The organism is Paracoccus versutus, from assembly GCF_029909795.1.
In the GTDB taxonomy this organism is placed as follows: Bacteria; Pseudomonadota; Alphaproteobacteria; order Rhodobacterales; family Rhodobacteraceae; genus Paracoccus; species Paracoccus versutus.
Genome location: NZ_CP038197.1, coordinates 2,181,232 through 2,193,651, shown reverse-complemented (window position 1 = coordinate 2,193,651; position 12,420 = coordinate 2,181,232). Strand labels below are relative to the sequence as shown.

Here is a 12,420-nt window from a genome sequence, read left to right as displayed (position 1 = left end):
GCAAACCGTCCTGAGGTCCGACATGTCCCTGATGAAATCCCTGCTCGCCGGCGCCTGCCTGACCCTGCTGCCCGTCGCGGCCCTGGCCGATCCGGCGCTGATCTTCGACCTCGGCGGCAAATTCGACAAATCCTTCAACGAGGCCGCCTATAACGGCGCCGAGCGCTGGAAGGCCGAGACCGGCGGCACCTACAAGGAACTGGAGATGCAATCCGAGGCGCAGCGCGAACAGGCCCTGCGCCGGCTGGCCCAATCCGGGGCCAATCCCATCGTGATGACCGGCTTTGCCTTTGGCGAGGTGCTGGCCAAGATCGCGCCGGACTATCCCGACACGAAATTCGTCATCATCGACATGGTGGTCGAGCAGCCCAATGTGCAATCCGTGGTCTTCACCGAAGAGCAGGGCTCGTACCTGGCCGGCGTCGCGGCGGCGCTGGCGTCGAAATCGGGCACGGTCGGCTTCATCGGCGGCATGGACATCCCGCTGATCCACAAGTTCGAATGCGGCTATGCCCAGGGCTTCAAGGCCACCCGGCCGGACGGCACGCTGATCATCAACTATACCGGCACCACGCCGGCGGCCTGGAACGACCCGGTGAAGGGCAGCGAGTTGCTGAAGGCGCAGGTCTCGCAAGGCGCGGACGTGGTCTATGCCGCGGCGGGCGGCACCGGCATCGGCGTGCTGCAGGCGGCGGCGGATGCCGGCGTGCTGTCGATCGGCGTGGACAGCAACCAGAACCACCTGCATCCGGGCAAGGTGCTGACCTCGATGGTCAAGGGCGTGGACAATTCCGTCTACGAGGCCTTCAAGGCCGGGACCGAGGTCGAGCCGGGCGTGAGGGTCATGGACCTGGCCTCGGGCGGGGTGTCGCTGGCCATGGACGAGAACAACAAGCCGCTGATCTCGGACGAGATCGCCGGCGCCATCGATACCGCCGCCAAGGCCATCGAGGCGGGCGAGATCAAGGTTCACGACTACATGGCCGACAACACCTGCCCGGTGCAGTGAATGACGGCCACGCCCGCCCCGGCGATCGAATTGCGGGGGATCTCCAAGGCTTTCGGGCCGGTGCAGGCCAACAGGGACATCGACCTGGTGGTGCCGCGCGGCACCATCCACGGCATCATCGGCGAGAACGGCGCCGGCAAGTCGACGCTGATGTCGATCCTCAACGGCTTCTATCGCCCCGACGCGGGCGAGATCCTGGTCGGCGGCAAGCCCGTCGCCATCGCCGACAGCCAGGCCGCGATCCGCGCCGGCATCGGCATGGTGTTCCAGCATTTCAAGCTGGTGCAGAACTTCACCGTGCTGGAAAACGTGATCCTGGGCGCCGAGGACGGCCGCCTGCTGCGCCCCTCGCTGTCGCGGGCGCGCGGCGAGCTGAAGCGGCTGGCAGCCGAATACGGGTTGCAGGTCGATCCCGACGCGCTGGTCGAGGAGCTGTCGGTCGGCCACCAGCAGCGGGTCGAGATCCTGAAGGCGCTGTATCGCCGCGCCGACATCCTGATCCTGGACGAGCCGACGGGCGTGCTGACCCCCGCCGAGGCCGACCACCTGTTTCGCATCCTGCGCGGGCTCAAGGACGAGGGCAAGACCATCATCCTGATCACCCACAAGCTGCGCGAGATCATGGAGATCACCGACAATGTCTCGGTCATGCGGCGGGGCGAGATGGTGGCCTCGGTCAGGACCGCCGAGACCGGCCCGGCCGAGCTGGCCGAGCTGATGGTGGGCCGCAAGGTGCTGCTGCGGGTGGACAAGCCCCCCGCCCGGCCCGGCGCCCCGGTCCTGGAAGTGCGGGGCCTGCGCATGGTCGATGCCGAGGGCGTCGAGCGGCTGCGCGGCATCGACCTGGAGATCCGCGCCGGCGAGATCCTGGGCATCGCCGGCGTCGCCGGCAACGGCCAGACGCAGCTGCTGGAGATCCTGGGCGGCTTTCCCGAGGCGGGGGCACGGCTGCAGGGCGAGATCCGGCTTGGCGGCCGGCCCCTGCCGCTGCAGGGTCCGGGGGCCGACGGCCGCGCCCGCCGCCGCGCCGGCATCGGCCATGTCCCCGAGGACCGGCAGGCCGAGGGGCTGATCATGGATTTCACCGCCTGGGAAAACATCGCCTTCGGCTATCACCATGCACCGGAGTTCCAGCGCGGCCCGTTGATGGACAATGCCGCCATCCGCGCCGATGCGATGGGCAAGATCCAGCGTTTCGACATCCGCCCGCCGAACCCGGACCTTGCGGCAAAAAGCTTCTCGGGCGGCAACCAGCAGAAGATCGTGGTGGCGCGCGAGGTCGAGCGCAACCCCGAGCTGCTGCTGATCGGCCAGCCGACGCGCGGGGTGGACATCGGCGCCATCGAATTCATCCACAAGCGCATCGTCGCCTTGCGCGACGCCGGCCGCGCGGTGCTGCTGGTTTCGGTCGAGCTGGACGAGATCATGGCGCTGTCCGACCGCATCCTGGTGATGTTCGATGGCCGCATCATGGGCGAACGGCTGCCCGCCGAGGCGACGACCGGCGACCTGGGCTGCCTGATGGCCGGGGTGGAACCGCCGCGCGCCGATGCCGGCGGCGGTGCGGGATGAGGCGTCGCATGCCTCCGGCGGGGGTATTTGGAAAACGGAGAAAGCCGGGAGAGGCGGGCTGATGGAGCGAATGCCGAAATGGGCGGATGTGATCCTGACGCCGCTGATCTCGCTGGTGCTGGCCTTTGCCATCTCGGCGCTGGTGATCCTGGCCATCGGCGAAAGCCCGGCCGAGGCGCTGAAGGTGATGGTGCAGGGCGCGCTGGGGTCCAGCTATGGCTGGGGTTTCACCCTGTATTACACGACGAATTTCGTCTTTACCGGCCTGGCGGTGATGGTTGCCTATCATGCGGGGCTGTTCAACATCGGCGGCGAGGGGCAGGCCGCCATGGGGGGCTTGGGCGTGGCGCTGGTGGTGCTGGCCCTGCCCTGGCCGCATTGGGCCCTGGCGCTGCCGGCGGCGGCCATGGGGGCGGCGCTGTTCGGCGCGCTTTGGGCGCTGGTCCCGGCCTGGTTGCAGGCCCGGCGCGGCAGCCATATCGTCATCACCACCATCATGTTCAACTTCATCGCCGCCGCGGCCCTGAACTATATGCTGGTGAACGTGCTGCGGCCGGTGGGCAGCATGGATCCGGCCTCGGCCCGTTTCCCCGAGGCGGCGCATCTGCCGAAACTTTCCGAGATGGCGCTGGGGCTGGGCGTCGAATGGGGCCGCAACACCCCCGCCAACGTCACCTTCTTTCTGGCCATCGCCGCCTGCCTGCTGGTCTGGCTGCTGATCTGGCGCACGCGGCTGGGCTATGAGATCCGCGCCTTCGGCAAGTCCGAGCCCGCCGCGCTTTACGCCGGCATCTCGCCCGTGCGCATCACCGTGCTGGCCATGCTGGTCTCGGGCGCGCTGGCCGGGCTGATGGCGGTCAACAACGTCATGGGCGAGGCCGAGCGGCTGGTGCTGAACGCGGTCGAGGGCGCCGGCTTCATCGGCATCGCCGTGGCGCTGATGGGGCGCAACCATCCCCTTGGCGTGCTGCTGGCGGCGCTGCTCTTCGGCTTCCTCTACCAGGGCGGGGGCGAGCTGGCGCTGTGGACCTCGATCCCGCGCGAGCTGATCGTGGTCATCCAGGCGCTGGTGATCCTGTTCACCGGGGCGCTGGACAACATGGTGCGCATGCCGCTGGAGCGGCTGTTCGCGGCGCTGCGCCGAAAGGGGGCGTGATGGATTTCGCGACGCTGATCCAGATCCTCGATTCGGCGGTGCGGCTGATGACGCCCCTGCTGCTGGCCTGCCTGGCCGGGCTTTATTCGGAACGCGCCGGGGTCTTCGACATCGGGCTCGAGGGCAAGATGCTGATGGCGGCCTTCGCCTCGGCCTCGGTCGCCTATGCCACCGGCAGCGCCTGGCTGGGGCTGCTGGCAGGCATCACCGGGGCGGCGGCCATGGCCGGGCTGCACGGGCTGGCCTCGATCGGCTTTCGCGGCAACCAGCTGATCTCGGGCGTGGCGATCAACTTCCTCGCCTCGGGGCTGACGGTGCTGCTGGGACAGAAGATCTTCGGGCTGGGCGGGCGCACGCCCTCGCTTTCCGGCGCGGCGCGCTTCGGCGAGATCACCCTGCCCTTCGCCGACAGCCTGCGCCCGGTGCCGGTGATCGGTCCGATCTATGCCGAGCTGGTCTCGGGCCACACCGTCCTGGTCTATGTCGCCTTCGCCATGGTGCCGCTGACCTGGTGGGTGCTTTACCGCACCCGCTTCGGCTTGCGGCTGCGCGCCGTGGGCGAGAACCCGGCCTCGGTCGATACCGCCGGCGTCTCGGTCGTCCGGCTGCGCTTTGCCGCGGTGATGATCTGCGGGATGCTGTGCGGCATCGCCGGGGCCTATCTGGCCACCGGCATCTCGGCCGGTTTCGTCAAGGAAATGACCGCCGGGCGCGGCTTCATCGCGCTGGCGGCGCTGATCTTTGCCAAGTGGCGGCCCTGGGGGGCGCTGGGGGCGACCTTCCTCTTCGGCCTGCTCGAGGCGGTGGCGAACCGTTTTCCGAACCTGGATCTGGGTTTCGTCACCGTGCCTTCGATGTTCATGAACGCCCTGCCCTATATCCTGACCGTCGTCATCCTGGCCGGTTTCGTCGGCCGCGCCATACCGCCGCGTGCGGGAGGAGAGCCCTATGTCAAGGAACGCTGAACTCGCCCGCCTGATCCGCGACCGCGCCGGCGCGGCGCCGCCGGAATACGGGCTGGTCCTCGGCTCCGGCCTCGGGCATCTGGCGGCGGCGGTCGAGGGCGTGGCCATTCCCTATTCCGACCTGCCGGGCTTTCCCCATGCCGGGGTGTCGGGCCATGTGCCGCAACTGGTCGTCGGAGCGCTGGAGGGCCGGCGCGTCGCGGTCCTCGGCGGGCGGGCGCATTACTACGAATCCGGCCGCGCCGATGTCATGCGCCCCGCGCTCGAGGTGCTCAAGGCGCTCGGCACCGAGCGTCTGATCCTGACCAATGCGGCCGGCAGCCTGCGCGCCGCGATGCCGCCGGGCTCGCTGATGCTGCTGTCGGACCACATCGCCTTCGCCGGCACCAACCCGCTGATCGGCGAGCCTTCCGAGGCGCGCTTCGTGCCGATGACCGAAGCCCATGACCCAGGCATCCGCGCCGGGCTGAAAGCCGCCGCCGAGGCCGAGGGGATCGCGCTGCCCGAGGGGGTCTATTGCTGGTTCTCGGGGCCTTCGTTCGAAACCCCGGCCGAAATCCGCGCCGCCCGCATCCTGGGCGCCGATGCGGTCGGCATGTCCACCGTGCCCGAAGTGATCCTGGCGCACTTCCTCGGCCTACGCTGCGCCGCCGTCTCGGTCATCACCAATATGGGCGCGGGCCTCTCGGACGAATCGATCAGCCATGAACACACCAAGGCCATGGCACCCCTGGGTGCGGCCAAGCTGGAACGCATCCTGCGCCGCTTTCTCGCCCAGGGCGCCTGACCCCGGCTTCTTTCGTGTTCAAATATCCCCGCCGGAGGCCGCCGGCCGCACCACCGGCGCCGGCATGGCAGGGTCAAGCCCGACCAGCACCGCCTCGACCGCCGAAGCGGCGGCCTCCAGGTCTTCCAGCCCGTCCAGTGCCACTACCGGCCCGCGCCCGTCGTCATGACGCGCGCGGTGCTTTTCATAGCGCGGGTCGTAATGGTCGCGCATCAGCCCCTCGGCCAACCCGCCCCAGTCGGCCGCGTCGATCATGCGCAGCCAGCCCTCGATCCGGTCGGCCGGGTGCAGCGGGCGCAACAGGCCCACGATCCTTGCCACCGCCTCGGGGTCGGCGCAGGTCTCGGCATAGGCGCGGGCGGTATAGGCGGCGCGGGCCTCGACCGGCGCCGCCAGGCGGATGCGCGGCGCCGCGGTGATCGCCTGCCAGATGCCACGGGGCAGGTTCAGATCGCCGATGCGCGAGCTTTCGGCCTCGACCAGCAGCGGCCGCGCGGGGTCCAGCGCCTCCAGCGCCATGGCAAGGCGGCTTTCGAAGCGCTTCTGCGACGGCTGGCCGCCCGGCATGGCGCCGAACAGGCTGCCGCGGTGGTTCGCCAGCCCCTCCAAGTCGACGACCTGATGCCCGCGCGCGGCAAGCCGCGCCAGGATCTCGGTCTTGGCGCTGCCGGTATTGCCGTCCAGCACCAGCACCGGCGCGGCGACGCGCGCGGCGACGCGCGCCACCACCAGCGCCCGCCAGGCCTTGTAGCCGCCCTCGAGCCGCCCGACGCGCCAGCCGATCTGCGACAGGATGCCGGCAAAGGCGCCCGAGCGCTGGCCGCCGCGCCAGCAATAGACCAGCGGCCGCCAGGCGCCGCCCAGCCCCGCCAGCGGCCCGGCGATATGGCGCGCGGCATTGGCGGCGACCATGGCGCCGCCCAGCTTGCGGGCGTCGAAGGGCGAGACCTGCTTGTAGATCGTGCCGACCTGCGCGCGCTCTTCGTCGGACAGCACCGGCAGGTTGATCGCGCCCGGCAGGTGATCCTCGGCATATTCCGAGGGCGAGCGCGTATCGATGACGGTATCGAACCCGGACAGCGCCGGGTCCGACAGCGATGTCAGTCGGATGTCCACCTAGTAGACGTAGACGGGGGTTCCGATCGGCACCTGCTCGAACAGGTCCATCACCGCCTCGTTGCGCATGCGGATGCAGCCGTTCGAGACGGCGCGGCCGATCGAATTGGGCTCGGTCGTGCCGTGGATGCGGATCGAGGTGTCGTTGCCCTTGGCGTCGTAAAGATACAGCGCCCGCGCGCCCAGCGGGTTGCCGGGGCCGCCCGGCATGCCGTCGGCCCAGCGGGCATATTGGCCGGGATTGCGCTTGATCATCGCCGGCGTCGGCGTCCAGCTGGGCCATTCGGTCTTGCGCCCGACGGTGGCGCGGCCCTTCCAGACCAGCTCGGCCTTGCCGACGGCGACGCCATAGCGCACCGCCCGGCCCGGAGCGACGACGTGGTAGAGGAAGAAGTCCTTCGAGACGACGACGATGCTGCCGACCTCGAAATCGTTGCGGATCGAGACCTCGGTCGGGGCATAGGGGTCGCGCTTGGGCTCGGCCTGGGTGGTCAGCGCCGCCGGCTGCGCCTGTCCCTGTGCGAAAACCAGCGAAGGCGCGGCCACCAGCGGCAAGGCGGCCATCAGCATCTGTCTGCGGTTCATCTGTCCGTCCTGAATCCTTGCGTTTCTTGACCATGCGCCTAACCGCTTGGGCGTCCGGGATCAACTCAAAGCGCCGTGACGCGGTTGAAACGCGCGGCAAACGTGCCTAGCTTGCATCGGGAAAGGACCGCCCTGCCATGACCTGCGCGACCTGTGCCTCCATCCGCCGCCCGCCGCGCCGCGCGCCCACGCGCGCCCCGCATCTGTGCCGGGGCCGGGGCGGTCGCGGTTGCCGCTGCCATGTCGCGGCCCGTCCGCGCCTGGCCCGCCCCGTGCTGGCGGGCGACGGCCATCCGCTGCGCTGGCGCCCCGCGCCGGGCGAGGGGCCGCCGCGGCAGCCCGGCCTGCACCATGTGCCGCAACATCCGCAGGCCCCGCCCCATCCTGTCTGAATCGCGTCTTTTCCGCCATTCTGACAGGACAAAACGATGAAACATCACCCAAACGATGCCGAGCTGACCGTCTCGGGCATGAGCTGCGCCTCTTGCGTGACCCGCGTCGAAAAGGCGCTGGCCGCCGTGCCGGGGGTCGAGGAGCCGCGGGTCAACCTGGCCACCGGCCGGGCGCATTTCCGCCTGGCCGCGCCCGAGGCCCTGCCCCGCGCCGTCGAGGCGCTGGCAAGCGCCGGCTACCCGGCCGAGCCGCTTGAAACCCGCCTGGCGATCGAGGGCATGAGCTGCGCCTCTTGCGTGGGCCGGGTCGAAAAGGCGCTGGCCGCGCTGCCCGGCGTGGATTCGGCGCAGGTGAACCTGGCCACCGCCAGCGCCACCATCCGCCATTCCCCCGCCGTCGCGCCGCAGGCGCTGGCCGATACCGTGACCGCCAAGGGCTATCCGGCGCAGGTGCAGGCCGAGGCCGGCCATCACATGCACGACCATGGCGGCGACGCGGCAGCGCTGAAGCGCAACTTCCTGATCGCCCTTGCGCTGACCCTGCCGGTCTTTGTCGCCGAGATGGGCGGCCATGCCTTCCCGGCCTTCCACCATTGGCTGCACATGGCGCTTGGCCAGCGCACGCTGTGGGTGCTGGAGTTCCTGCTGACCACGGCGGTCCTGGCCGGGCCGGGGCGGATGTTCTTCCGCATCGGCTTTCCGGCGCTGATGCGCCGCGCGCCCGAGATGAACAGCCTGGTCGCGCTTGGCGCCTCGGCGGCCTGGCTCTATTCGACGGTGGCGACCTTTGCGCCGGGCGTGCTGCCGCCGGATTCGGTGCATGTCTATTTCGAGGCCGCCGCCGTCATCGTGACGCTGATCCTGCTGGGCCGCTGGCTCGAGGCGCGCGCCAAGGGCCAGGCCGGCGACGCCATCCGCCGGCTGATCGAACTTGCGCCCGACAGCGCCCATGTGGAACGCGGCGGCCAGATCGTGGAAGTCCCGGTGGCCGAGCTGCGCCCCGGCGATATCGTGCATCTGCGCCCTGGCGAGCGGGTGGCGGTAGACGGCGTGCTGACCGAGGGCAGCGGCGCGGTGGACGAATCCATGCTGACGGGCGAGCCGGTGCCGGTCGCCAAGCAGCCCGGCGATCCCGTGACCGGCGGCACGGTGAACGGCAATGCGGCGCTGGCCTATCGCGTGACCGCGACCGGCGGCGACACGGTGCTCGCCCGCATCATCCGCATGGTCGAGGACGCGCAAGCCACCAAGCTGCCGGTGCAGGCGCTGGTGGACCGCATCACCGCGGTCTTCGTGCCGCTGGTGATGGGGCTGGCGCTGCTGACCTTCGTGCTGTGGATGATCTTCACCGGCGCGCTGGGACAGGCACTGGTTGCGGCGATCTCGGTCCTGATCATCGCCTGCCCCTGCGCCATGGGGCTGGCGGTGCCGGTCTCGATCATGGTCGGCACCGGGCGCGGGGCCGAGCTGGGCGTGCTGTTCCGGCGCGGCGATGCGCTGCAAAGGCTGGCCGAGGCGCGCATCGTCGGCTTCGACAAGACCGGCACGCTGACCCAGGGCGCCCCCGCCCTGACCGCGCTGGAGGCCGAGGACATCGCCCCCCTGGACGCCCTGCGCCTTGCCGCCGCGGCCGAGTCGCGTTCCGAGCATCCGCTGGCCGCCGCCATCGTCGGCGCCGCGCGGGACAAGGGGCTGGACCTGCCCCCGGCCGAGGCGGTCGCGGCCAATGCCGGGCGCGGGCTTTCGGCGCGGGTCGAGGGGCGCGCGCTGCTGATCGGCAATGCCGCCGCGCTGGCCGAGGCGGGCATTCCCGCCGCCCCCGCCCTGATCGCCGCGGCCGAGGGCTGGGCGGCGAACGGCGCGACCCCGGTGCATCTGGCCGTGGACGGCCGGCACGCCGCCGCCATGGCGCTGGCCGATCCGATCCGCCCCGAGGCGGCCCAGACCGTGGCCGAGCTGCACGCGCTCGGCCTGCAAACCGAGATGATCTCGGGCGACGTGCAGGCCACGGCCGAGGCGGTGGGCCGCAAGCTGGGCATCGACCGCGTGACCGCGGGCGTGCTGCCCGAGGGCAAGCTGGCCGCCATCCGCGAGATGGGGCCGGGCACGGTCTTCGTCGGCGACGGCATCAACGACGCCCCGGCGCTGGCCGCGGCCGAAACCGGCATCGCCATCGGCACCGGCACCGACGTCGCCATCGAATCGGCCGAGGTGGTGCTGGTCGGCGGCGATCCGATGGGCGTGGCGCGGGCCATCCGCCTGTCACGCAGCGTCATGCGCAATATCCGGCAGAATCTGTTCTGGGCCTTCGGTTACAATGTGGCCCTGATTCCCGTGGCCATGGGGGCGCTGGTGCCCTTTGGCGGGCCGCAGATGTCACCCATGCTGGGGGCCGGGGCGATGGCGCTGTCCTCGGTCTTCGTGGTCAGTAACGCGTTGCGATTGAGGCGTGCCGCATGAAGCTGAAAGCCCTTGCCCTGATCCTGGCCCTTGCGGCCGCACCGATGGCGGCGGCGACGCCGCTGCGCATCCTGGCCTTTGGCGACAGCCTGACCGAGGGCTACGGCCTGCCGCGCAAGCACGGGCTGGTGCCGCAATTGCAGGACTGGCTAAGGGCGCGCGGCCATGACGTGCTGGTGCTGAACGGCGGGCTTTCGGGCGACACCACCGCCGGCGGGCGGGTGCGGATCAGCTATTCGCTGGCCCGCCACAAGCCCGACGCGGTGATCGTCGAGCTGGGCGGCAACGACCTGCTGATGGGCTTTTCCCCCGCCATGGTCGAGGACAACCTGGATTCGATCCTGGGCCAGGCCGGCAAGACCGGCCGGCCGCTGCTGCTGGTCGGCATCGCCTCGCCCGACCATGACGAGCCGCTCAGCCGCGACTGGGCCGGGATCTGGCCGCGCATGGCCGCGCAGCACGACGCGCTGCTGATGGAGAACCTGTATCAGCCGCTTTTCGACCTGCCGGACGAAGGCTACAGGACCATGCTGCAAGCCGACGGGCTGCATGCCTCGGCCGAAGGCGTCGGGCTGATCGTGCAATCGCTGGGCCCCAAGGTCGAGGCGCTGATCGAAAAGGCCGAAGGCCGGCGCTAATGCCCCGCAGCGGGTCCGGGCATGCGCCCGTTATCCACCGGCAGGCGGGTTTCGACCCTGCCGCAGGGGCCGAAGTCCAGCGTCAGCGCCAGCTGGTCGCCATCCGCAAGCGGTTGCTTCAACCCCATCAGCATCACATGGTCGCCGCCTCGCGCCAGTTCGTGCCACTCGCCGGCGGGAATGCGGATCGGATCCGCCTTGACCATCCGCATCACGCCGCCCTCGTCGCGATGGGTATGCAATTCGACGCGCTCGGCCGCGTCCGAGGCGACCGAGGAAAGCGTGCAGGCATCGGCGCCGCGATTCTCGATCACCATGAAGGCGGCGCCGGAGCGCGGATTGGCGGCGCGGGCATAGCCGTCACGGACGACCAGCGCCGCATCCTGGGCCGGCGCGGCAAGGGGGATCAGGGCCAGGCAAAGGGCGGGCAGCAGCGGTTTCATCTCGTCTCCTTGCGCATCGGGCAAAGCCTGGCGCCGGATGCGCCCCGCCGCAACCCGATTCCGCCCGCCATGGAAAAGGCCCGCCGAACGGGGCGGGCCTTGATGCGGCGTCTTGCCGGGGGTCAGAGGCGCGAGGCCACGTTTTCCCAGTTCACCAGCTTGTCGAGGAAGTTTTCCAGGTATTTCGGCCGCGCGTTGCGGAAGTCGATGTAATAGCTGTGTTCCCACACGTCGCAGCCCAGCAGCGCGGTCTGGCCGAAGCAGAGCGGGTTCACCCCGTTCTCGGTCTTCGTGATCTTGAGGCTGCCGTCCTTGTCCTTGACTAGCCAGGCCCAGCCCGAGCCGAACTGGCCGACGCCGGCCTCGGCGAATTTCTTCTTGAACTCGTCCACCGAACCGAAGGCTTCGGTCAGGGCCTTTTCCAGCTCGCCCGGAATGGCGCCGGGGTTCGGGCCCATCATTTCCCAGAACTGGGCATGGTTCCAATGCTGGCTGGCGTTGTTGAAGATGCCGTTCTGCGCCACGGCCCCCGACTGGTAGGTGCCCTTGACGATGTCCTCGAGGCTCTTGCCTTCCCATTCGGTGCCGGCGATCAGCTCGTTCAGCTTGTCGACATAGGCCTTGTGGTGCTTGTCGTGGTGGTATTCCAGCGTCTCCTTGGACATGCCGCCAGCGGCCAGCGCGTCGTGAGCATAGGGAAGATCGGGAAGCGTGAAGGCCATTTTCGATTTCCTTTCCAACGGTTTCGGATTGTGTTCTGGCACAGGAGCCAGTCGGGGAAAAGCCCTGTCGGCCGCTAAACGCCTTCAAGGCGGCGCGGGTTCCTGCCCTATCCCCCGCCGGGCGAGCCGCAGGCCCCGGTCCCGGTCATGACATTGTCATAGCCAAGCGCCGTCGCCGTCACCCGCGCGCTGCCATCGGCCTTTTGCACCGTCAGCCGGTAGTCCAGCCGCTCGGTCCGCTGCCCCGAGGCATTGCGCACCCCGGCCAGCGCCCAGCCATAGGTGCGGCTGGTGCGGTCGTCGGCGGTGATCCTGGCCTCGATCGGCTGGCCGAGGATGCGTTGCAGGATCGGGTCGAAAACCTCGATCCGGCCCTGGCGCGGGCCGGAGGTCTGGCGGGTCATCATGATGAACTCGGGCACCCAGCCGGTGCCGCTGTGGTCGATGATCTGGCACATCATCACCACCGGCGGCTCTTGCCCCCAGTCCTGCGCCATGGCGGCGGGAACCGGCAAAATCAGGCCGGCCAGAAGAATGGGCAGAGGCAGGGCGGGGCGCATGGAATCAACCGGGTG

General features: G+C 69.7%; 13 protein-coding genes. 8 read left to right on the top strand and 5 right to left on the bottom strand.

All coding sequences use genetic code 11. From position 1 onward, the window contains the following. Positions 1-22: 22 nt before the first annotated feature. The 5 genes from E3U25_RS22135 to E3U25_RS22115 all read left to right on the top strand — a co-directional run bounded on the left by E3U25_RS22135 (position 23) and on the right by E3U25_RS22115 (position 5,489). Complete coding sequence (locus E3U25_RS22135) at positions 23-1,009, top strand: BMP family lipoprotein (RefSeq protein WP_072461052.1); 987 nt, start codon at positions 23-25, stop codon at positions 1,007-1,009. Then, positions 1,010-2,581: an ABC transporter ATP-binding protein gene (locus tag E3U25_RS22130; RefSeq protein ID WP_116223042.1), complete on the top strand. Its 1,572-nt coding sequence runs from the start codon at positions 1,010-1,012 to the stop codon at positions 2,579-2,581. Between the two features lie 61 nt (positions 2,582-2,642). Then, positions 2,643-3,737, top strand: a complete 1,095-nt coding sequence (locus tag E3U25_RS22125; RefSeq protein WP_036750330.1) for an ABC transporter permease — start codon at positions 2,643-2,645, stop codon at positions 3,735-3,737. Next, complete coding sequence (locus tag E3U25_RS22120; RefSeq protein ID WP_116223043.1) at positions 3,737-4,702, top strand: ABC transporter permease; 966 nt, start codon at positions 3,737-3,739, stop codon at positions 4,700-4,702. The genes E3U25_RS22125 and E3U25_RS22120 overlap by 1 nt, the downstream gene beginning before the upstream one ends. Then, on the top strand, positions 4,686-5,489 hold the full coding sequence (locus E3U25_RS22115) for a purine-nucleoside phosphorylase (RefSeq protein ID WP_116223044.1): 804 nt from the start codon (positions 4,686-4,688) through the stop codon (positions 5,487-5,489). The genes E3U25_RS22120 and E3U25_RS22115 overlap by 17 nt, the downstream gene beginning before the upstream one ends. An 18-nt stretch (positions 5,490-5,507) precedes the next feature. Here the strand turns inward: E3U25_RS22115 and mnmH are convergent, their stop codons facing one another. After that, positions 5,508-6,605, bottom strand: coding sequence for a tRNA 2-selenouridine(34) synthase MnmH (gene mnmH, locus E3U25_RS22110; RefSeq protein WP_116223045.1), 1,098 nt, complete (start codon positions 6,603-6,605; stop codon positions 5,508-5,510). Then, positions 6,606-7,190: a L,D-transpeptidase gene (locus tag E3U25_RS22105; RefSeq protein WP_072461056.1), complete on the bottom strand. Its 585-nt coding sequence runs from the start codon at positions 7,188-7,190 to the stop codon at positions 6,606-6,608. A 137-nt stretch (positions 7,191-7,327) separates the two neighbouring features. Here E3U25_RS22105 and E3U25_RS22100 point away from each other — a divergent pair, with 137 nt between their 5' ends. From E3U25_RS22100 to E3U25_RS22090, 3 genes are read left to right on the top strand one after another with little or no spacing between them, the layout of a single operon-like run. Beyond that, a complete protein-coding gene (locus E3U25_RS22100) occupies positions 7,328-7,582 on the top strand; it encodes a hypothetical protein (protein ID WP_072461057.1) in 255 nt (84 codons plus the stop codon). A 36-nt stretch (positions 7,583-7,618) separates the two neighbouring features. Continuing rightward, on the top strand, positions 7,619-10,042 hold the full coding sequence (locus E3U25_RS22095; protein WP_116223046.1) for a heavy metal translocating P-type ATPase: 2,424 nt from the start codon (positions 7,619-7,621) through the stop codon (positions 10,040-10,042). Then, positions 10,039-10,680, top strand: a complete 642-nt coding sequence (locus tag E3U25_RS22090) for an arylesterase (RefSeq protein ID WP_116223047.1) — start codon at positions 10,039-10,041, stop codon at positions 10,678-10,680. The genes E3U25_RS22095 and E3U25_RS22090 overlap by 4 nt, the downstream gene beginning before the upstream one ends. Here the strand turns inward: E3U25_RS22090 and E3U25_RS22085 are convergent. The 3 genes from E3U25_RS22085 to E3U25_RS22075 all read right to left on the bottom strand — a co-directional run bounded on the left by E3U25_RS22085 (position 10,677) and on the right by E3U25_RS22075 (position 12,405). Continuing rightward, positions 10,677-11,123 (bottom strand): copper chaperone PCu(A)C, encoded by a 447-nt coding sequence (locus tag E3U25_RS22085; RefSeq protein WP_116223048.1) that lies wholly within the window; start codon positions 11,121-11,123, stop codon positions 10,677-10,679. The two genes, E3U25_RS22090 and E3U25_RS22085, sit on opposite strands and share 4 nt — an antisense overlap. Positions 11,124-11,245: 122 nt before the next feature. Next, positions 11,246-11,845 carry a superoxide dismutase gene (locus tag E3U25_RS22080; RefSeq protein ID WP_116223049.1) on the bottom strand — a complete coding sequence of 200 codons (600 nt, stop codon included), beginning with the start codon at positions 11,843-11,845 and terminating at the stop codon, positions 11,246-11,248. Positions 11,846-11,952: 107 nt separating this feature from the next. After that, positions 11,953-12,405: a hypothetical protein gene (locus E3U25_RS22075; RefSeq protein ID WP_036750353.1), complete on the bottom strand. Its 453-nt coding sequence runs from the start codon at positions 12,403-12,405 to the stop codon at positions 11,953-11,955. Positions 12,406-12,420 lie beyond the last annotated feature (15 nt).

What these genes read in the sequence shown, in the direction of transcription:
- E3U25_RS22130 (WP_116223042.1), top strand. Translation starts at nt 1,010, where the DNA reads ATGACGGCCACGCCCGCCCCGGCGATCGAATTGCGGGGGATCTCCAAG.
- E3U25_RS22135 (WP_072461052.1), top strand. Translation starts at nt 23, where the DNA reads ATGTCCCTGATGAAATCCCTGCTCGCCGGCGCCTGCCTGACCCTGCTG.
- E3U25_RS22080 (WP_116223049.1), bottom strand. Translation starts at nt 11,845, where the DNA reads ATGGCCTTCACGCTTCCCGATCTTCCCTATGCTCACGACGCGCTGGCC.
- E3U25_RS22105 (WP_072461056.1), bottom strand. Translation starts at nt 7,190, where the DNA reads ATGAACCGCAGACAGATGCTGATGGCCGCCTTGCCGCTGGTGGCCGCG.
- E3U25_RS22125 (WP_036750330.1), top strand. Translation starts at nt 2,643, where the DNA reads ATGGAGCGAATGCCGAAATGGGCGGATGTGATCCTGACGCCGCTGATC.
- E3U25_RS22095 (WP_116223046.1), top strand. Translation starts at nt 7,619, where the DNA reads ATGAAACATCACCCAAACGATGCCGAGCTGACCGTCTCGGGCATGAGC.
- E3U25_RS22075 (WP_036750353.1), bottom strand. Translation starts at nt 12,405, where the DNA reads ATGCGCCCCGCCCTGCCTCTGCCCATTCTTCTGGCCGGCCTGATTTTG.
- E3U25_RS22100 (WP_072461057.1), top strand. Translation starts at nt 7,328, where the DNA reads ATGACCTGCGCGACCTGTGCCTCCATCCGCCGCCCGCCGCGCCGCGCG.
- E3U25_RS22085 (WP_116223048.1), bottom strand. Translation starts at nt 11,123, where the DNA reads ATGAAACCGCTGCTGCCCGCCCTTTGCCTGGCCCTGATCCCCCTTGCC.
- E3U25_RS22115 (WP_116223044.1), top strand. Translation starts at nt 4,686, where the DNA reads ATGTCAAGGAACGCTGAACTCGCCCGCCTGATCCGCGACCGCGCCGGC.
- E3U25_RS22090 (WP_116223047.1), top strand. Translation starts at nt 10,039, where the DNA reads ATGAAGCTGAAAGCCCTTGCCCTGATCCTGGCCCTTGCGGCCGCACCG.
- E3U25_RS22120 (WP_116223043.1), top strand. Translation starts at nt 3,737, where the DNA reads ATGGATTTCGCGACGCTGATCCAGATCCTCGATTCGGCGGTGCGGCTG.